Origin of the sequence: Bacillus sp. B.PNR1 (assembly GCF_030386235.1) — a bacterium.
Classification (GTDB): Bacteria; Bacillota; Bacilli; order Bacillales; family Bacillaceae; genus Bacillus; species Bacillus stercoris.
In genome coordinates, this window is sequence record NZ_JANYMN010000001.1 from 2,083,574 (window position 1) to 2,103,208 (window position 19,635).

General features: G+C 44.8%; 15 protein-coding genes and 1 pseudogene. 2 read left to right on the forward strand and 14 right to left on the reverse strand.

Annotation, left to right across the window (positions count from 1 at the left end; all coding sequences use genetic code 11):
- Positions 1-87 precede the first annotated feature (87 nt).
- The 10 genes from NZD81_RS10940 to NZD81_RS10985 form a co-directional block, all read right to left on the reverse strand.
- On the reverse strand, positions 88-1,833 hold the full coding sequence (locus NZD81_RS10940) for a phospho-sugar mutase (RefSeq protein ID WP_069149267.1): 1,746 nt from the start codon (positions 1,831-1,833) through the stop codon (positions 88-90).
- A 131-nt stretch (positions 1,834-1,964) separates the two neighbouring features.
- Positions 1,965-3,632 carry a glycerol-3-phosphate dehydrogenase gene (gene glpD, locus NZD81_RS10945; protein WP_282374114.1) on the reverse strand — a complete coding sequence of 556 codons (1,668 nt, stop codon included), beginning with the start codon at positions 3,630-3,632 and terminating at the stop codon, positions 1,965-1,967.
- 140 nt (positions 3,633-3,772) lie between these two features.
- On the reverse strand, positions 3,773-5,263 hold the full coding sequence (glpK, locus tag NZD81_RS10950) for a glycerol kinase GlpK (RefSeq protein WP_069149265.1): 1,491 nt from the start codon (positions 5,261-5,263) through the stop codon (positions 3,773-3,775).
- 18 nt (positions 5,264-5,281) lie between these two features.
- On the reverse strand, positions 5,282-6,106 hold the full coding sequence (gene glpF, locus NZD81_RS10955; RefSeq protein WP_003233386.1) for a glycerol uptake facilitator protein GlpF: 825 nt from the start codon (positions 6,104-6,106) through the stop codon (positions 5,282-5,284).
- 178 nt (positions 6,107-6,284) lie between these two features.
- The gene (gene glpP, locus NZD81_RS10960; protein ID WP_014663334.1) at positions 6,285-6,863 is read right to left on the reverse strand and encodes a glycerol uptake operon antiterminator GlpP; all 579 of its coding nucleotides are present in this window, start codon (positions 6,861-6,863) and stop codon (positions 6,285-6,287) included.
- A gap of 27 nt (positions 6,864-6,890) precedes the next feature.
- Complete coding sequence (locus tag NZD81_RS10965; RefSeq protein WP_080478192.1) at positions 6,891-8,243, reverse strand: aspartate aminotransferase family protein; 1,353 nt, start codon at positions 8,241-8,243, stop codon at positions 6,891-6,893.
- A gap of 372 nt (positions 8,244-8,615) precedes the next feature.
- Positions 8,616-10,157: a bifunctional GNAT family N-acetyltransferase/carbon-nitrogen hydrolase family protein gene (locus NZD81_RS10970; RefSeq protein ID WP_014663331.1), complete on the reverse strand. Its 1,542-nt coding sequence runs from the start codon at positions 10,155-10,157 to the stop codon at positions 8,616-8,618.
- A gap of 15 nt (positions 10,158-10,172) precedes the next feature.
- On the reverse strand, positions 10,173-10,835 hold the full coding sequence (locus NZD81_RS10975; protein WP_014663330.1) for an HAD family hydrolase: 663 nt from the start codon (positions 10,833-10,835) through the stop codon (positions 10,173-10,175).
- A gap of 125 nt (positions 10,836-10,960) precedes the next feature.
- A complete protein-coding gene (locus tag NZD81_RS10980; protein WP_040083622.1) occupies positions 10,961-11,383 on the reverse strand; it encodes a CBS domain-containing protein in 423 nt (140 codons plus the stop codon).
- A 137-nt stretch (positions 11,384-11,520) separates the two neighbouring features.
- Entirely contained in the window at positions 11,521-11,916 is a 396-nt protein-coding gene (locus NZD81_RS10985; protein ID WP_014663328.1) for a YhcU family protein, read from the reverse strand.
- Between the two features lie 110 nt (positions 11,917-12,026).
- On the opposite strand from NZD81_RS10985, the gene NZD81_RS10990 reads away from it, so the two are divergent.
- Positions 12,027-12,935 (forward strand): RluA family pseudouridine synthase, encoded by a 909-nt coding sequence (locus NZD81_RS10990; RefSeq protein WP_103748968.1) that lies wholly within the window; start codon positions 12,027-12,029, stop codon positions 12,933-12,935.
- 30 nt (positions 12,936-12,965) lie between these two features.
- On the opposite strand, the gene srtA is transcribed toward NZD81_RS10990, so the two are convergent.
- Both srtA and yhcR read right to left on the reverse strand, forming a co-directional pair.
- Entirely contained in the window at positions 12,966-13,562 is a 597-nt protein-coding gene (srtA, locus tag NZD81_RS10995; RefSeq protein ID WP_014663326.1) for a sortase SrtA, read from the reverse strand.
- Positions 13,559-17,143, reverse strand: a complete 3,585-nt coding sequence (gene yhcR, locus NZD81_RS11000; protein ID WP_483298463.1) for a sortase-dependent nonspecific endonuclease YhcR — start codon at positions 17,141-17,143, stop codon at positions 13,559-13,561. Before yhcR ends, srtA begins: the two co-directional genes overlap by 4 nt.
- Positions 17,144-17,294: 151 nt before the next feature.
- Between yhcR and NZD81_RS11005 the strand changes: the two genes are divergently transcribed.
- Positions 17,295-17,948, forward strand: coding sequence for a spore coat protein (locus NZD81_RS11005; protein ID WP_282374112.1), 654 nt, complete (start codon positions 17,295-17,297; stop codon positions 17,946-17,948).
- Here the strand turns inward: NZD81_RS11005 and NZD81_RS11010 are convergent.
- Positions 17,880-18,844, reverse strand: a pseudogene (locus NZD81_RS11010) (gluzincin family metallopeptidase). The gene NZD81_RS11005 and the pseudogene NZD81_RS11010 sit on opposite strands and share 69 nt — an antisense overlap.
- A gap of 120 nt (positions 18,845-18,964) precedes the next feature.
- On the reverse strand, positions 18,965-19,540 hold the full coding sequence (locus tag NZD81_RS11015; protein WP_014663322.1) for a YhcN/YlaJ family sporulation lipoprotein: 576 nt from the start codon (positions 19,538-19,540) through the stop codon (positions 18,965-18,967).
- Between the last annotated feature and the right edge of the window lie 95 nt (positions 19,541-19,635).

Genomic DNA, 19,635 nt, shown 5'->3' on the forward strand with positions numbered 1-19,635 from the left:
TTCATATGTGGAATGATTTTCTTTCAGACTTTTGGATGAGAAAAAGAAAAAACCGGATCATTTACAATGATCCGGCTGATAGTTAAATTATTTTTTCGTTGACTCAACAATTTCATCTACCGTTTTCATTACATCCTCAGAAAGGGCGGCAAGACGCTTTTCACTGTCTTCTAAAGATGATCCTTTTACGGCGAAATAAAATTTCACTTTCGGCTCTGTTCCAGAAGGACGAAGACAGAACCAAGACCCGTCTTCCAGGAAGTATTTCAGCACATTTGATTTTGGCAAGTCGATGGATTCTTCTTTGTTTTCAGTCAGAAGCGTCCGTTTGCTCACAGCGTAATCTTCTGCTGTAACAACCTGTTTGCCGGCCATTTTCTGCGGCGGATTTTTTCTGAAGGAGGCAAGAATCGCTTCAATTTGCTCTGCTCCTTGTTTTCCTTTCAGTGTCAGAGATTTCAGCCCTTCACGATAAAAACCATACTCGTTAAAGAGATTGATAAGGGCTTCATATAATGACATTCCCTGCTTTTTATAAAAAGCGCAAACTTCAACAGCCAAAAGCGCAGCCTGAATGGCGTCCTTATCGCGGGCAAAATCCCCGATTAAATAACCGTAGCTCTCTTCATAACCAAATTGGAAGGTATACTGGCCTGATGCTTCGTATTCCTTAATCTTTTCACCGATAAACTTAAAGCCTGTCAGCGTATCAATCGTATCAAGGCCGAATGATGAAGCTACGGCACGGCCGATTTCGCTTGTGACAATCGTTTTGAGAACAACACCGTTATTTGGCAGGATGCCTTGTTTTTTCTTCTCAGAAAGCAGGTAATGAAGCAGCAGCGCTCCGGTTTGGTTTCCTGTCAGCACTGTATATTTGCCTTGATCGTCTTTCACCGCGATGCCGAGGCGGTCAGCATCAGGGTCTGTCGCGATGAGAATATCTGCATGCTGCTCCTCCCCAAGCTTAATGGCATATTCGAATGCCGCATGCTCTTCCGGGTTTGGCGATGTAACAGTGGAAAAGTTTGAATCCGGCAGTTCCTGTTCTTTGACAACCGTTACATTTTTGTAGCCGAGCGCTTCAAGGCCGCGTCTGACCGGTTTATTCGCAGTTCCGTGCAACGGTGTGAAAACAACCTTTACATCTACTTCTTTTGATAATTCAGGATGGACAGAAATGGACGTCAGTTTTTCTGTATAAACTTTATCAATGTCTTCACCGATGATCTTGATTAAGCCTTTTTCTTTTAACGCATTTTCTTCGTCCACTGTGATTGTCAGCTCATTTTCAATCGCGTTTACCTGTTCAATGACGATGTCCGCTTCCTTCGGAGGCAGCTGGCCGCCATCATCACCGTATACTTTGTAGCCGTTATATTCAGGCGGGTTATGGCTTGCTGTTACCACAATCCCTCCATAAGCGTTTAGCTGTCTGACAGCGAATGACAGCTCTGGCGTCGGGCGAAGCTCATCAAACACGTATGTTTGGATGCCTTGTGTCGCAAGTGTTTTTGCTGCTTCCATCGCAAATTCCGGCGATTTATGGCGAGAATCATAAGCAATGACAACTCCCCGTTTTTTTGCTTCCTCACCCTGCTTCGAGATGTATGCCGCGAACCCGGCTGATGCTTTGCGCACAGTGTAAATATTCATCCGATTCGTCCCAGCGCCGATTTCTCCGCGCATTCCGCCGGTACCGAATTCAAGGTCTTTATAGAAACAGTCCTCAAGAGCCTGTTCATTCCCCTCTAATTCAGTGAGGCGCTCTTTTAATTCCGGATCTAAATGTTCTGTTTGTTTCCAGCGTTCATAGCTCTTTCTCCAAGTCATGTTCGTCCTCCTATGTATCAGCATATGCCATTATTTTATATGAAGCGGGTGCCTCTGTCACTTGATAACCTGAGATCTGGCACTTTCGGCATCTAAAAAGAAATAACGGGCTGCAGACAGCCCGTTATGATTTATTGTTCAAGCGGCACAACCGCATCGTGTAAAAGTATGTTGAGGTTTTCTGTATGTTTGTTTTTCGTCTGCTCATCCCATTGGAATCGCTCGCTCATAAAATCAATAACGGTATCTTTATATGTTCTTACCCAATTGATATCAAAGAATAAACGTCCCGTTCTGCGGACAAAGAAGTCTGCAGGGGTTGCAGTCATCTCTTCTTCTATACTGTATTCTGCCTCAGCAAGAATATGAACCGGAATGTTGCGTTTCGCGGCCTCATCTTTCAGCGCTTCTATCCGGTCAAAGACGCGATCTACGTTAGAGCCGTATCTGATCGCCAGCTGTTTTGCGTCTTTTTCTGATAAACCTGCTGCAATTCCTTCTTTTGTTTTCGCGGTAACGAAGGACATGAGATTTTTCGAACCTCCGACGTGCCCGCCTGAGATTGGCATGTTTTTCGTTTTACACGGGCCAAAATCCTTTGCGCCTTCTTCTTTTAAGCGATCACGCACAAGATCAACGATGTGCTCCGCCATTTTTCTGTATCCAGTCAGTTTTCCGCCGGCAATGGTGATCAAGCCTGAGTCAGATGTCCAAATCTCGTCTTTCCGTGAAATTTCAGAAGGATCTTTGCCTTCTTCATGAATCAGCGGACGCAGCCCTGCCCAGCTGGATTCGATGTCATTCGCAGTGATATTCAGTTCCGGGAACATATAATTGATTGAATTGATGACATAATCACGATCCTCCGTTGTCATCCGCGGATGCTCCAGCGCCTCTTTGTAAACAGTGTCTGTTGTTCCCACGTATGTTTTGCCTTCACGAGGAATCGCAAATACCATCCGGCCATCAGGTGTATCAAAATATACAGCCTGTTTGAGTGGAAAGACAGACTGGTCAAATACAAGGTGAATGCCTTTTGTATGCTGCAAATGCTTTCCGTTTTTCGAATGGTCTTTTTCTCTGAGCTGATCGACCCAAGGACCTGTCGCATTGACAATTTTTTTCGCATACACTTTATATTCTTTCTTTGTCAGCACATCTTCAATTAATACGCCGACGGCTTTGCCTTTTTCGTAAAGAAGCTCCTTCACTTTGGAGTAATTCACTGGCTCTGCCCCGAATTTCACCGCTTCCTTCATGACTTCGATTGTCAGTCTCGCGTCGTCAGTGCGGTATTCCACATAGTACCCGCCGCCTTTTAAGCCGTCTTTTTTCACCAAAGGCTCTTTTTGCAGCGTTTCTTTTGCTGAAAGCATGCTTCTTCGTTCTGACTTTTTCACACCTGCAAGGAAGTCATACACTCGTAACCCGATGGATGTTGTAAATGAACCGAATGTGCCGCCTTTATGAAACGGAAGCAGCATCCATTCCGGTGTTGTGACATGCGGACCGTTTTCATACACAATCGCCCGCTCTTTCCCTACCTCAGCGACCATTTTCACTTCAAATTGTTTTAAATAGCGCAAGCCGCCATGTACCAGCTTCGTTGATCGGCTTGATGTCCCCGCCGCAAAGTCCTGCATTTCGCTTAGTGCGACCTTCATACCCCTTGATGCCGCGTCAAGAGCTGTTCCCGCTCCTGTAATTCCTCCTCCGATAATAAATAGATCATATGTTTTTTTCGTCATGTCTGTCAGCATGCGATCTCTTTCAAGACTTGAAAATTGATGTTTCATCATTACGTTTCCTCCTTGTTGTCACGGTAAATAGAAAAAGAGACCACAACAGCCAAAGTGCATGCTTACACTTTGGTGCTGTGGTCTCTCCTCGTCTCAGGACCGTTCTTATTAACTTGTAACCATTATACCATAGTATTGCATTATTTAAAAGCCATAGCTGCTTTCACGGCTTTTTGCCAGCCTTTATACAGCTCATTTCGTTTTTCTTCTTCTAATTCAGGTTCAAACCGTTTATCCAGATTCCACTGGTTCGCGATTTCAGAACGGTCCTTCCAGAATCCCACAGCGATACCTGCCAAATAAGCCGCGCCAAGTGCAGTCGTTTCATTAATTTCCGGACGCTCCACAGGAACATTCAGCAGATCTCCCTGGAACTGCATCAGGAAATTGTTTTTCACAGCTCCTCCGTCTACACGAAGCGTCTTTAATGAAATGTTTGAATCTGCTTCCATTGCGTCAAGCACATCTTTTGTCTGATAAGCCAATGACTCCAGTGTCGCACGGATAAAGTGCTCTTTTGTTGTCCCTCTTGTCAGGCCGAAAACCGAACCGCGCACATCGCTGTCCCAGTAAGGCGTTCCCAGTCCGACAAATGCCGGAACGACATACACGCCGTCAGTTGAATCTACTTTTTCTGCATAAGATTCGCTTAGCGATGAATCCTGGAACATTCTCAATCCGTCTCTAAGCCACTGGATGGCAGAGCCTGCGACAAAAATGCTTCCTTCTAACGCATAGTTCACTTTTCCGTCAATGCCCCAAGCGATTGTCGTCAAAAGCCCGTGTTCGGACTTAATTGCTTTTTCCCCGGTATTCATCAGCATGAAACATCCAGTGCCGTATGTGTTTTTTCCCATGCCTTCTTCAAAGCACGCTTGGCCGAACAATGCTGACTGCTGGTCGCCTGCCGCTCCCGCAATCGGGATATTTTTTCCGAAGAAATGATAATCAACAGTCTCCGCATACACATGGGAAGACGGCTTCACTTCAGGGAGCATGGATTTCGGTATGCCTAAAATGTCGAGCAGTTCATCGTCCCATTTTAAATCGTAAATATTAAACATCAGCGTTCTGGAGGCATTGGAGTAATCGGTCACATGCGCTTTTCCGCCTGACATTTTCCAAATGAGCCATGTATCAATCGTTCCGAACAGCAGCTCGCCTTTTTCCGCTTTTTCTCTTGCGCCTTCCACATTATCTAAAATCCACTTCACCTTCGTGCCGGAGAAGTATGGATCGATTAAAAGCCCAGTTTTTTCTCTGAATTTATCATTATATCCTTTTTCACGAAGTTCCTCACAAATGCCGGACGTCTGTCTGGACTGCCAAACAATTGCATTATAGACAGGACTTCCTGTATCTTTATCCCACACAACCGTCGTCTCGCGCTGGTTCGTGATGCCTATGCCGGCAATTTGAGAAGCGCTGATTCCTGATTCAGAGATGACTGACGCGATAACCGCGAGCACAGAGCCCCAAATTTCATTGGCATTATGCTCAACCCAGCCAGGATTCGGGAAGTATTGTGTAAATTCCTTTTGAGCGGAGTGAACGATTTTGCCTTCTTTATTAAACAGAATCGCTCTTGAACTTGTTGTCCCCTGATCTAAGGATAAAATGTACGTTTCCATAAGATGTCTCCCCTTTGATTAAATATATTTTGAATTTGATAATGTTTTAGCAGAATGTGATTTCGTATAGACATAGAGTCCTAACAATACCACAACCAATATAACGCTTACAATCCAGAAGCTGCTTGTGATGTGCCCCTTAAATGCAGCGTTGTAAAATACGCCTCCGAACGATCCGCCTAAAATCGGGCCGACTACCGGAACCCATGCGTATTTCCAGTTTGATGAGCCCTTTCCCGGAATCGGAAGAAATGCGTGGGCGATCCGCGGACCTAAGTCACGCGCAGGATTAATGGCATAGCCGGTGGTGCCCCCTAGAGAAATACCGATCGCTACAATGAGGAAACCAACGATTAAAGGATTAAGTCCTTCTGTAAATTGATTTGCCCCAATGGCCAAGATTCCAAGCACAAGGACAAATGTCCCAATCACTTCGCTTAAAACGTTTGCAAATGTATGCGGAATGCTTGGTCCTGTTGAGAAAACACCCAGCTTGGCAGCGGGATCATCTGTTGACTTCCAATGCGGCAGGTAATGCAGATAAATAATCACCGCACCGATGATCGCTCCGATCATTTGCGCCGCAATATAAACCGGAACCTCTTTCCATGGAAAATCCCCAACAAATGCAAGCGCTATCGTTAGCGCCGGATTCAAATGGGCGCCGCTGATACCGCCTACCGCGTAAGCCGCCATGGCAACACCCAATCCCCATCCAAATACAACAACAATCCAGCCAGACTGGAATGAAAGCGATTTCTTTAAATTGACACCTGCACAAACACCTGCACCAAAAATAATAAGCAGCATCGTACCGATGACTTCTCCCCAAAATGCTGTCATAGCACATTCCTCCTAAAGTCACGATTAAAAAGCATGATAGAGAAGAAGAGAATAAAAAAACCACAACAAACCGCTTTACGGGTGTATAAACATTTGCCGTAAAGAGCTGCTGTGGTCTCCGAGTTCTCCATCACAATGTATTAACCTAGTGCAATTGTATCAGTGTATGAAAGCGGTGTCAATCACTTTCTGTCAAAAAGTTTTCATATTTTTTCCACAATTTGGTATTAGATGTTGTGACAGCTACAGCCCCCGCTTTCAATGCCTGCTCTACATCCTCTTCCGTACGGATGAAGCCGCCGGCAAAGATGGGAATCCCCGTTTTCTCCTTTATTTCCTGAATGAGTGACGGAACGATGCCGGGAAGCACTTCGATGAAGTCAGGCTTATGTTTGCCGATAAACTCCATACTTTTCTCCATCGCGCTTGTATCAAGCAAAAACAGGCGCTGAATGGCATAAATTTTCTTCTGCTTCGCTTTGGCAATCACGTTCGATCTTGTTGAAATAATCCCAGCGGGCTTGATATCCTGACATATAAATTCCGCTCCGTATTCGTCATGCTTAATCCCTTGAATGAGATCGACGTGCACCATCATGTTCTTTCCATGCTTTTGCGCTTCTCTGATCACGCCCTTCAGCTGGCCGAGATGGATATCAAGAATAACACCGTAAGAGAATGAACTGTTCAAAAACTCATCAAATTGCTTCATATTGCGAATAGCCGGTAAGATCGGCTGGTTGTGAAAACTCATCATGTGCTCCTTTAATCAATCACTTTTATATTATATCGTTTGAAAGCTTTCTTTCACCGTTTTCACGATAAAGGAAAGGTCCTCTTCTGTCAGGCAAAATGGCGGTGCGAGCTGGATGACGTTGTTGTAGCCGGCAACTGTATCTCCGTTTTTGCCGATAATCAGCCCTTTTTCTTTGCATGCCGCAACCACTTGATTTACTTTGTCAGCATCAGCCGGCTCTTTGGTTAATTTATCTTTGACGAGTTCGATTCCGATCAGCAGCCCTTTTCCTCTGACGTCTCCGACTGCCGGGTGTTCTCTCAGAGCTTGAAGCTCACCTAAAAGCTTTGCTCCAAGATCGCGTGAGCGCTGAATCAGCTGTTCGTCCTCCATAATTTGCAGGTTTTTCAATGCCAAGGCACAGGCAGCCGGGCTTCCGCCGAACGTGTTCACGTGGCGGAAACGGTCATAAGGAGCTTCTCCCTGATACGCTTCGAAAATGTCCCGTTTCACAGCAGTAGCTGACAATGGCAGGTACGCGCTTGTGATTCCCTTCGCCATCGTAATGATATCAGGCTTCACGCCGTAGTGCATAAACCCGAACGGCTCGCCTGTCCGTCCAAATCCGCAGATCACTTCATCGCAAATCAAAAGAGCTCCGTGGCGCCGGCAAATGTCCTCCACCTTCTTCATATATCCGTCAGGCGGCATTAGGATGCCTCCGCCTGTAATAATGGGCTCCATAATGACCCCGGCAATCGTTTCGCTTAATTCCCATGTCATGATGCGGTCGATTTCATTTGCGCTTTCAAGCGTATCAGCATCATCAGGATTCCGGTATATATCTGGCGGAGCTGCATGCAGGAACCCTTGGCTTAAAGGCTCGTATTTATATTTCCGCTGCGCCTGTCCGGTAGCTGAGAGCGCTCCCAATGTATTGCCGTGGTATGCCCGATATCTTGAGATGAATTTATAACGGCTGTGGTCGCCATTTTGCAGATGGTACTGGCGGGCAATTTTAAAAGCAGTTTCGTTAGCTTCCGATCCGCTGTTGGAAAAAAAGATCACATAATCGCCGCCAAGCCATTCATTCAGCTTTTCCGCCAGTTCAATTGCGGGTGCGTGACTTTGCGTTAACGGGTAATAAGGCAGCTCCTTTAATTGCTCATAGGCAGCCTCCGCAAGCTCCTTTCTGCCGTAACCAATATTGACGCACCACAAACCGGACATCGCATCCAAATAGCGTCGTCCGTCTATGTCGGTCACCCAGGCCCCTTCGGCCTTCTGGGCGATTAGGCTTTCCGCTTGATGCGCTCCCTTCATGGCATGCCACACAAATTGCTCATCTTTTTGCTTTAATCCCTGATTTTGCTGAATGTTTTCCATCCCCATCATCTCCATTTCATTAGCGTACCCTAAAATGCCAATTCATTGAAACAGACCTTCTCTTTATGTGATGTCTTGGTGATGATTTCCCTGCCTTCAATATAAAGCCAGACGGGGTCAGAGTCAATAAACCGTGTGAATAATAAAACGTCCTCTTTCCTCAAGAAGAAAGAAGATGCAGCCAGAACAGGCAAAGTGACAATCTCAGCATCGGACTGATAAAGGTCTCACACGAAACGACTTGGACAGCCCTTGCAATAGCAATGTGAAGCCTAGCCGTTTTCTGACGAAAATACAGAAACTTTATAAGACAATATATAATTTAAAGTAAACGTATCAATCCGCTTTTGTTTTAAAAAAACCCGCCAATTCAGGCGGGTTTCCGGATTATTTCTTATAGTGAATATGATAAATATCACGCCGTCTGTCTTTTAGCTGGCGCACTGTGCCGTTTTGGCGTTGTCTTCTGAGAATTTCCAAGTCAACATCACCGATGACGACCATTTCAATATTCGGGTTTGTTTCGCCGACAATACCGTCTCGGGCGAATTCAAAATCAGACGGGGCAAAGATGCCTGACTGGGCGTATTGGATATCCATGTTTTCCGTTTGCGGCAGGTTTCCAACCGTTCCCGAGATAACGGTATAAATTTGATTTTCAACCGCCCTAGCCTGCGAACAGTATCTGACACGCAAATAGCCTTGACGGTCTTCTGTACAAAATGGCGTAAAGATGATTTTGGCGCCTTTGTCAGCCGCAATCCGGGCAAGCTCAGGAAATTCAATGTCATAACAGATCTGGATCGCAATTTTTCCGCAGTCTGTATCAAACACGCGAACCTGGTCTCCGGCGCTGATTCCCCACCATTTGCGTTCATTCGGCGTAATATGGAGTTTATATTGCTTTTCGATCGTTCCGTCCCGTCTGAACAGGTAAGCGATGTTATAAATTTTGCCTTCCTCTTCGACGAAATGGGACCCGCCGATAATGTTGACGTTATACTTCACAGCCAAATCAGTAAAAAGGCTGATGTAATCTTCTGTATACTCGGTAATTCTCTGTACCGCCAAGCTCGGTGACCTTTCTTCAAGGAAAGACATGAGCTGGGTTGTGAAAATTTCCGGGAACACCGCAAAATCAGATCTTGCGTCAGAAGCAACATCGACATAGTATTCTACTTGATTCGCAAATTCCTCAAAGGAATAAATTTTCTTCATTTCGTATTGGATCACACAAATTCTCACAGGGAACGCTGACTTATAATAGCGCTTTGTCTGCTGCGGAAGATAATCGACATTATTCCATTCCATCAGCGTCGCATACTTGATCGAAGCTGTATCATCCGGGAGATAATTCGGGTTAATTCGCATAAGGGTAAAGCCGTTCATCAGCTGAAAAGAAAGGACCGGATCGTAAATTTGGTGGCGTGTCACCTGTTCAACATACTCTCTGGCCGTCATTTCCTCTGCATATTTGTGATAGTTCGGAATCCGTCCGCCTATGATGATGCTTTTTAGGTTTAAGCGTCTCGCTAAATCCTTTCTCGCCTCGTATAAACGATGGCCGATCTTCATCCGTCTGTATTTCGGATGCACCATGACCTCAATTCCGTACATATTCAAGCCGTCCGGATTATGGTTGGTGATATAACCGTCATCGGTAATGTCCTGCCACGTATGGCGGTCATCATATTCATCAAAGTTAATCAGGAGACTTGAGCAAGAACCGATAATTTCACCTTCGAATTCTGCACAAAACTGCCCGTCTGGAAAATGCTCCAAATGGCTGATTAAATGCTCTCGCTTCCAAGGCTCCATCCCCGGAAAGCAGTCCTTTTGAAGATCGATAATCTTGTCGATGTCTTTCTCTTCGATATTGCGGATAACCATTTTCTTTTCAAACCGGGTCAAATCTAATTTCTCAGACAACCTACTCGCTCCTTTCTAGTTTTGTGAGTTCAGATGATCAAGCAATAGGGCGAGCTCCATTTCCGCCATTGATTCAAGCCTGTGATCATAGTCTTCAAACATCAAGGTGCCCGTTACTTTATTCGGGACAATGACACACTTCATTCCTGCGCGTTTCGCAGCAATCGAACCATTGACAGAATCCTCAAACGCGAGACATTCCGCTGGCGATACCCCGAGATTCTTTGCCGCCAATAAATAGAGCTCAGGATTCGGCTTTACCTCTTCCACATCATCCGCCGTTTGAATAACCTCAAAATCATCAAACAGGCCGATTTGCTTCAAATGGCCCGACACCCATTTATAATCGGAGCTGGAAGCAAGGCCTACTTTTAAGCCTAAATCCTTTGCCGCATTCAAATACGCTTCGACACCAGGTCTCGCTTTTTCTGTTTCCATGCGTTTGGCAAACCGCTCTCTTCTCAATTTTGTGAGCTCTTCATGATTCAGCTTTTTCCCGATCTGCTCTTCTAAATATTCAAAAGGCCGGAATCCCGCTGCAGTTCCGATGACCTTCCCCCAGACAGATAGCGGCAGCACTGAGCCGTGCTCTTCAAATATTTCCTGAAGGACCTCATATTCGTGTGTTTCTGTATCTAGAATAAGTCCGTCAAAATCAAAAATTAACGCTTTAATCACTCGGTACAACTCCTTTAGTCCGAATTGAGACATATGTATACATTTACTATACCCCGAAACAAGTCTGCTTTCAAAAAGTAAGGTGTATGTGAAGAAAGAGCCTGCACACTGCAAGCTCTTTCTATTTAATGAATGTTTTGGTGAGAAATGTTTGTCAGCGCTGCTCCCGCAGACTCGTTCGACATCTGATTGACTGCCAGGTCTCCAAGCGCAACGATCCCGACTAGATTGTTTTGATCTACAATAGGAAGGCGGCGGATTTGGTGCTGGGCCATCAGCTGCGACGCGTCTTCCAGACTCATATTAGGGTTTCCTGATACGAGTTCTGTTGACATCACTTCTGAAACGGGTGTCTGGCCATCACGGCCCTGAGCTGTAGTTCTTAATGCAATGTCACGGTCAGTCAGCATTCCTTTTAAAACACCTTGCTCTGCAACGGGAATCGCCCCGACGTTATACTGTTTCATTAGAGAAGCCGCTTCCTGAATCGTTTGATTCGGAGAAACGGTTGCCACCTGCGTTGTCATTGTATCTTTAACTGAACTCATTGTCAGCACCCCTTTCAATCATTAGTATGTTCAGACACGAGCCGTTTAAAAAGGGAGTTAGAGGAAAGGTTTTATGATATGATTTCTCTGATACAAAAAAGAGCTTTTCTGAAAATAGAAAAGCTCTTGCCACCTGATTATATCAGCCTTCTGTGACCGAAAAAGGCTTTGTTTGCCTTCTTTTGAAAGTCAGAAAAAGCAAACGGAAAATAAATCCCAAAATCATTCAGCATCTTGCTGTTTTTTTCAAAAATCGCCTGATCACTCACATCAGAGTGCGGCGAAGGCTTTGTCAGGATAATATGTATCATTTGCAGACAAGCCATAATTTGAAATGCTTCTTTTAATGTTCCTTGGTAATAATGGTTATTTAAAGATAGAACGCCTTTCTTTTTAAAGCGCTGAATGTCCAGTTCGGAGAAATAAAGAGGAAATACATCATGGATCAGCTCCATAGACAGCTCCTTGATAAAGCTCTCCTGTTCTGCAGTTGCTGCGTTCACAATTCTCACGTCAATCACCTTTCTTGCCATCGAATATCCTAAGTCTTACTCAAGAATAGCACAGAAAAAAACGCGAAAGCTAAGGTAAGTGTTTCCTATGAGAAACAGCAGCCTTCCGCTTCGAAAAGGAGCCATTTGACATGAAACAAAAAGGCAGAGGGCTTGAGGTCCTCATCAATGAAAAACAGGACGGCCAATGGCTGTTTTCCATACTCAAAACAGGGCTCAAAGCTTCTAAACCTGTGATACAAGAATGGATGACGCATCATCAGATAAAGGTCAATCACGAATCCGTCTTAAACAATATGATTGTAAAAAAGGGAGACCGCGTGTTCATTGATCTTCAAGAAAATGAAGAATCTTCGGTCATTCCGGAGTATGGCGAGCTTGATATTTTATTTGAGGACAATCACATGCTCATCGTCAATAAACCAGCTGGCATAGCGACGCACCCGAATGAGGATGGGCAAACAGGCACACTGGCTAATTTGATCGCGTATCATTATCAGATAAATGGCGAAACATGTAAGGTGCGCCACGTCCACCGTCTGGATCAGGATACATCTGGCGCTATCGTCTTTGCCAAGCATCGTCTGGCACACGCCATCTTAGACCAGCAGCTAGAGAAAAAGATGCTGAAGCGTACGTATACCGCCATCGCTGAAGGAAAGCTACGGACGAAAAAAGGAACAATTGATTCACCGATCGGCAGAGACCGATCACACCCGACAAGGCGCCGGGTTTCATCAGGCGGGCAAACAGCCGTTACTCATTTCAAGGTAATGGCCAGCAATGTGAAAGAGCGTCTGTCGCTCGTTGAATTAGAGCTAGAAACAGGAAGAACACACCAAATTCGTGTTCATATGGCGAGCATCGGCCATCCACTGATAGGAGACTCGCTTTACGGAGGCGGGAACAAGCTGTTAAACAGACAGGCGCTGCATGCCAAAAAGGTACAGGCCGTTCACCCGATAACCGGCGAGCTGATTGTTGCCGAAGCGCCTTTCCCGGCTGATATAGAAATCCTGTGCTCTACATATTTTTCATGAAGAAAAGCCGCAGGCATTTCCTGCGGCTTTTTAAATGACTCGCTTTCCATATATAATATAGCGCTTCGGGGCGTTTCCCACGTATGAAAACGGATAACAGGTCGTCAGAATCAGCTCTTCCTTTTCATGCTGGAGCGTGATAATAGATGTGTCATCCTTATCAACAATTTTTGTTTTTACAATTTCATATGTGAATTCTCCATAAGACAGGAGAATTCGGAGCCGATCTCCCTTTTCCAGCTCTCCCGTCCGGCGAAACACGGTATCTCGATGCCCTGACAGCACAATTTGTCCGTTTTCATCAGGATAATAGCTATCCTTGTAATGCCCGACACCTTTTTCTAAATCATCAGCATCAGTGCCCTCCACAATCGGAAGCTCTGCATTGATTTTCGGTATTTCCAAAATGCCGCTCGCTTGGCCGGTTTCAGGCTTAAATGATGCTTTGTTCTTTGCCTGATCTGCGCTATTTTTCATTCCCGAAGGTTCCTGCGGCTTTTCCGCCGCAAGTTTTGCTTCTTTTAATGTCTGTTCCGTTTTCATATTCGTATCGATCAATTTAAAGCCTCCATAGCCTGCGATCACTAGGCCGGCCGCAATGATAAGTAGTGGAATAACTTTTTTCACGTTCTGGAGGCGCTCCTTTTTCTTCTGACATATAAATAAGTTCCGGATAATGTCACCGCCGCACCGATCACCATAAAGTTATAGTAGTTTGCTGATGTATCCGGAAGCGGATGCTCTGACCCGCTTTCCCCGCCCTCGTTTCGTAAAGGCAATGTGCTGATGCTATTGGCAGCGTTTTTTGTGTTGTTGATAGGTATTTCAACGAATCTCAAAATGGCTGAAGGTGGCAGCTGATGAACCGGTGCTGTGCCCGGAGTCTCTTTTATATCAGGCAAATCCACATCAGGCTCTGGAACCTCTTTCATTGGATGCTCCGTCCCCAGGTCATCTCCAGGCTCTTCCGTAACCGGGTCTTCTGTTACAGGGTCTTCAATATCACTGGCTGCAGCGAGCTTAATCCTTCCCTCTTTTGTATACGCAATTGGCTCATCAAAACTCTTCACGTACTCAACTGTCGCTTCCAAATCCTCTGGCCCTGTCACCGGATTTTTCCCGAGCAATCCGATCGGCTGGTATTTGGTGCCTGTCGCCGTCGCCATAAAGTTGTTGACGGTTAATGTATATGTGGCATCAGGCTGGATCTCGGTGCCATCTGCCATTTTCATATCGACTGCTTTTCCAGTTTCTTTATCCCACGTGTACGTAAACCCGCTGATGCTGTAGTCAGGCCCAAAAACCGGCGAGATTTGCGCATTGATAATCTCTCTTAAATCTTTTCCTTTAATCTCAAGCTTCGTTAACACATTTCCAAACGGCTGAATATTGTAAAGGTCTCCCCACGTAATCGGGCCCTTTTTCAGCGTTTCACGTATGCCTCCGCCATTCATAAGAGCGAAATCCGTTTTCATGGCAGTTCTCATTCCATCCGCAATCAGGTTTCCAAGTGGTGTATCGCCGTCATTTGAATACCCTCCTTCCATATCAACAGCTGCTTCGCCGACTACTTCGCTGATAATCGGTTCAGCAATAGTTTCGTATTTCTTTAAAATGGCTGAAGCGCTGGCATCCGGTTCGATTTTACTTTGATCCACATATACGATTTCCGCTGACTTTTTGACAATGTCTTTTGTCGTTTTATCGATCTCTACATCAACGACACCTATCGCTTTTCCATATTCATACGCTTGAACAATCAGTTTTCCATTCACTTCGCCGTTAACAACCTTATGATTATGCGCGGCAAAAATCACGTCAATTTCAGAATCTGTTTTGTTTGCAAGATCAGCAGACTCTCCGGTAATGGCGTTGCCGTTTTGTTCAGCTGACATATGTGCGAGAACTGCGATGGCCTTTACGCCTTTTTTCTTCAGCTCTTTGGCCGCCTCATTCACCGCTGTCGCTTCATCTGTAAACTCGATATTTTTTATTCCTTCAGGCATAACCATACCAGCTGCCGACTGTGTGACAACTCCGATAAAAGCCACGGGTACGCCCTCCACATTTATGATGTCGTAAGCCGGCAAAAAGGGCTCTCCAGTTGATTTCACTTTACAATTGGCACATACAAGGGGAAAGTTCTGTCCATCATATCCGCTTGTGCCTTTCGGGTGATCACCGCCATTTAAAATTCTCAGCAGTTCATCGGTGCCTTCATCGAATTCGTGGTTTCCCACAGTTCCGACATCAAATCCGATGTCCTCCATTAATTCTACAGTGGGCTCATCCTGAAGAAGAGATGAAACTGGAGAGCTGCCTCCGATCATATCTCCCGCGTGCACCATTAGCGTGTTTTTCTTTTCAGCCTTTTTTTCTTTTAAATATGCGGCGGCATAGTCCATGCGTCCAAATGTGCCGTCTGCAGTTCCGTTCCCATCAAGATCAAGCTCATATTGCTGATCGATCTTGCCATGCAAATCATTCATGCTGAGAATTCTTAGCGGCACATTTTTTTCAGGTGCCGTTTGCCTCATTTTATATCCTGCGTTCTCCGCTTCCTTTGCTGATGCAAAGAAAATTCTGTTTTCCACCGCGACCCTCTTCCAGTCAGCCGGCTGCACATATGTTTGATTCGACGAATCCCCTACATATCTTGTCAAGCCTTTCCCTTGCTCTCTGGCTCTGAATTCAAACGGCATTTCCATGAGCGGATCGTTTTCATTCCAAATTCCTTTTTGTTCTTTTTTCGCAGCAGCTACTGCGGACTGAAACTGCTGATAATCCTCTTCATTGTCAACCGGCCAAATAAAATACGTCGGAGCATAGCCATTTTTCACAAGCTCTAAGTTCACGTTGGAACCTGATTCGGTTATGACTTGTCCGAGCAGCCTGCCATAGCTGTCCTTGGCTTCACTCCCGACCTTAACAGTGATTTTATCACCTGGGGACAGAACCGTTTTTAGATAGTCAGATGCTTTTTTGCCAAATCTTAATTGATTTTCGTCTGCGTCATTTTTTGGTGTGTGGTATGTTTCAGGTGTATCTACATTTACAAACCGGATTTTGGTCGTTCCAAGAACCGGAGATTTGAGATGAATGGTATCGCCGTCAACAACCCGGTCAACAACCCCTTCATATTCTCCCTCAGCAGACGGAGGTGCGGGCTGCTCTTCAAGCAGCTTCAGGTCAGACGATTTTCGCGGAAGCAGCTGAAAGGATTGGTATCTGCTTAACACCCCAGTAAATTCATACCACTTGCCCTCATTAAGTTCGTCTATCACCCCTGTTTCATTCATAACCCGGAGCGTCATTGCATGATGGTCGTCATCAATCATCGTTACATTGTAACCGCCGCCTGAAGGAGAACTTGGAATTGAGGAGACAAATGCAGTTAGTTTCACAAGGCGGCCTTCATACTGATCACCCAGGCTGCCATTAATGAGTTCATTGATTGTTAATTGTTTAGGGGCGGGGAGAGGCTGGTTTGACTGATTGATTTTAATCCCTGATAAGATTGGAACGATTTCTTTCAGTCCCTGGTAAGTCGTGATTCTACCTGTCACCGTGACATCCATGCCCTCTTTTAATTCAGGAAATTGTTCGGGGGAAGGCGAAGACATGTTAATGCCTCCGGTTTCATCTTGCAAAAAGGTCGACAGCTTCCCGCCTCCGATTGCGTTTTGATCAGCTGTGACGATCCCTTTTATCGTTACTTCTTCATTCAGCCTTCCCCGCGCTTCATTTATGGTCATTGGGTGTTCAGCCGGCGGAGTTTTCGTGTCATCGGTTAGGTTCATCGACTGAACGTTTTTAAGTCCCGTCGTGTTAAAGTAATTTTCAAGCTTGCCTTGAACCGTTATCTTTTTTCCAAGAAGAAACGGATTGGTTTGCAGCCCGAACTGGTTTCTGAAAGCTGAAGGGATTTGCACAGGAAGGATATGATCGGGCGATATCTCATTTTTTTTGCGGTCTGCCAGCGCGACATTATAATCATTTGAAAATGGGCTTGTCAGCTTGTAATGCTGCGGGGAAACAGCCTGGCCGACTGCATATCCTTCGACAAGCGCCTGTCCTTCTTTTTGCTGTTTTGCCTTCTCAACTGATATAGCCTGCTGCGGTTCAGCTGCAGTTACCGCTTCGCACGTGTACATGACATTTAAGAATATCAATGCCATGATCAATACCATATGCATCATACGCCTCATCATATTTCCTCCCTTAATATACACATAATGACAATGACTTTGTCTGCTTACCATTTCGACAGACAGCATATAATTCCTTTCAGGCTTCTGCATAATACGCGGCGGACTGGCACAAAATACAGCTGATCTGAAAAACAAGGAGGAATTCGGTTTGGATCAGTTAAATCAGCAGCAGCAATCCCAAATGAACAAAGGTATTCCTGGAAAACCGCATAAAAACCACGGCGGACATGAAATGTTTGATATGCACGAGGTGCTGTCCGGAACACTTACTGTGCTTGATCAGTTTATGATGCTGAAACAATTCTGTAAGGATCAAGAATTATTAAATATCCTTGATCGTCAATATCAATTCATTTCTTCTCAATACAATATAACTGCAGAATGTTTCAAAACAGGAAGCGAACCTTCACAAAAAACAGCAACTTATATGATGAAGGAAGACAACCAGACTGTTTATGGCATGCAGGCGTCACAGCCTAAAAAGCCTGTTCAATCCATGAATGATATTGATGACAGCATCATCAGCAGACAAATGCTTTGCGCGATTAAAGCACAAGCTTCTATGCTGACGATGGCTTCTCTGGAAATGACAAATCCGGCCGTAAGACGCGTACTGTCTGCGCAAATTCAGGAGTATGTTGAAATGGCATTTGAAATTTTCCTATATCAAAACAAACACGGCTATTACCAAGTTCCTCAGCTTGATGCGCAGGATATGGAACAGCTGAGAAATTCATTCGCCCCTGCACAAGGACAAATGCCTCCGACACAAGGCGGTATGGGCCAGCAAGGGCTTCATTAATACAAAGGCATTGGATAGTTACTATCCAATGCCTCACTTTTTTCAAATTTTTTCTTAAAGTCTTTTTCAAATTGATCAAGACTTTCCTTTGTTGCTGATTTAAACCCTTTTTTAAAGTCCCCTTTTTTTGCCGTTTCCTTTATCAGTTCAGATATAATGTCTTTCCCGTATTTACCCGTCAGCTCATCGATCATATAAAAGCTTTGCAAATAGACATCAGTTTCATATTCGGCTCTGGCTTCCTGCCAGTCTCGGTCTGACTGCAAACGGTCAAAAGGGACAACAGAAAACGTGATCGGATCGATAAGCAATTCATAGTTCGCAATCCACTCGCTTAACCCTTCATGAAACCATAACGGAAACTCATCGGGGTCCGCCTCAAGCTCCTTCAGTTTCTGGTGAAACGCATGATGTGTGTATTCATGAATCAACAATCTCTGGTACAAATAAACCGCTACCTCGTCCCCTTCTAAAAGTTTCTTTTTCTCTTCAGGCAACAATCCGATCAGCTGCTCCCGCTCAGAATAAAAACCAACGACATCCAATAAACCGGAGTAATCCTCCATCTGTTTTTCATTAGAAAAAAAAATAATATCAATAGGCTTTTGATTCGAATATCCAATCATAAATTGATTAATACTGACCGCATATTCAAGCGTTTCTTTCGTCAATGGCAGTAAGGACTTTTCCTTAGAAGTGTAATAAATATCGGCCTGTTTAAATGACTCTTTCTTCATGTGCTTCGTCACTTGTTCTTTTGTGATTCCAGATGCCTGCCCTGGAAAAGACAGGATATACATCGTGCTTGATACGATGGCTGAGCTTACAGCCAGCATCACAAGGACTCCGCACAGGAATAGAGCGGATGCCGCACGCTTTCCTATGCCACCCCGCAAACGTCTCCCTCCCTGAGCCGGTCCGTCTTGTACCTTTTTATTTTTACTCTATGCAGCCTGAGTTCACAGTGTGTCATCAACGCATAGAAAAAGCCGCACAATTTGTGCGGCTTTTTTCATTTATTCAGCGTTAGGGAATACGCGCTGTACAGTTTGTGTAAATTCATCAAATAACCCGGCGATTGGATCACCATTTTGAATACGCTTTCCATATCCTTGCATACGCTCTACAAAATCAGGGTTAGCTGAAACGTAAACATTATCAATGTTTTTGTCAGTAGATCTTACCTTTTTGGCTATTTTTTTCTTCAGATTGTTTTCTACTGCACCTTTATTTCCATTGGTTAAAACGACTGCAACGTAAGCTTGATTTCCAGCAACAATGACATCGGCATGCTTTACTTCTTTTAGATCTGTTACTTTATCAGCTGCTTCATCAGCAACCTCGAGTTTCCGGTCGTTGTTATTATCGTCATTTACACGATTGTTATTGTTATTGACATTATCAGTAACATTGTTGTCAACGTTATCCCGGTTGTTCACATTGCGCATATCGTCATTGGCCGGATTTCGATAATTTACATTTCTTACATCATTATTGTCACGTCTGCCCTCACCTTGGTCGGCCATACTGCAGCCAGTCATAAGCAAAGGGATAAGAAGCACAGACGCAAGGACTTGTTTTTTTCCAAGCATGTGAATTCCTCCTTTATCACTTTACTTATAGGTTTTTCTAACTGGCTTTAATTATGCATGAAAATCTGAAGGAAATGCTTTCCCGGGAAATATAA

Excerpts from the sequence above, each read along its gene's own strand:
- glpF (WP_003233386.1), bottom strand. The coding sequence starts at position 6,106 with ATGACAGCATTTTGGGGAGAAGTCATCGGTACGATGCTGCTTATTATT.
- NZD81_RS10965 (WP_080478192.1), bottom strand. The coding sequence starts at position 8,243 with ATGGAGATGATGGGGATGGAAAACATTCAGCAAAATCAGGGATTAAAG.
- glpP (WP_014663334.1), bottom strand. The coding sequence starts at position 6,863 with ATGATGAGTTTTCACAACCAGCCGATCTTACCGGCTATTCGCAATATG.
- glpK (WP_069149265.1), bottom strand. The coding sequence starts at position 5,263 with ATGGAAACGTACATTTTATCCTTAGATCAGGGGACAACAAGTTCAAGA.
- NZD81_RS10940 (WP_069149267.1), bottom strand. The coding sequence starts at position 1,833 with ATGACTTGGAGAAAGAGCTATGAACGCTGGAAACAAACAGAACATTTA.
- yhcR (WP_483298463.1), bottom strand. The coding sequence starts at position 17,143 with ATGAGGCGTATGATGCATATGGTATTGATCATGGCATTGATATTCTTA.
- glpD (WP_282374114.1), bottom strand. The coding sequence starts at position 3,632 with ATGATGAAACATCAATTTTCAAGTCTTGAAAGAGATCGCATGCTGACA.
- NZD81_RS11015 (WP_014663322.1), bottom strand. The coding sequence starts at position 19,540 with ATGCTTGGAAAAAAACAAGTCCTTGCGTCTGTGCTTCTTATCCCTTTG.
- NZD81_RS10980 (WP_040083622.1), bottom strand. The coding sequence starts at position 11,383 with ATGAGTTCAGTTAAAGATACAATGACAACGCAGGTGGCAACCGTTTCT.
- NZD81_RS10985 (WP_014663328.1), bottom strand. The coding sequence starts at position 11,916 with ATGGCAAGAAAGGTGATTGACGTGAGAATTGTGAACGCAGCAACTGCA.
- NZD81_RS10990 (WP_103748968.1), top strand. The coding sequence starts at position 12,027 with ATGAAACAAAAAGGCAGAGGGCTTGAGGTCCTCATCAATGAAAAACAG.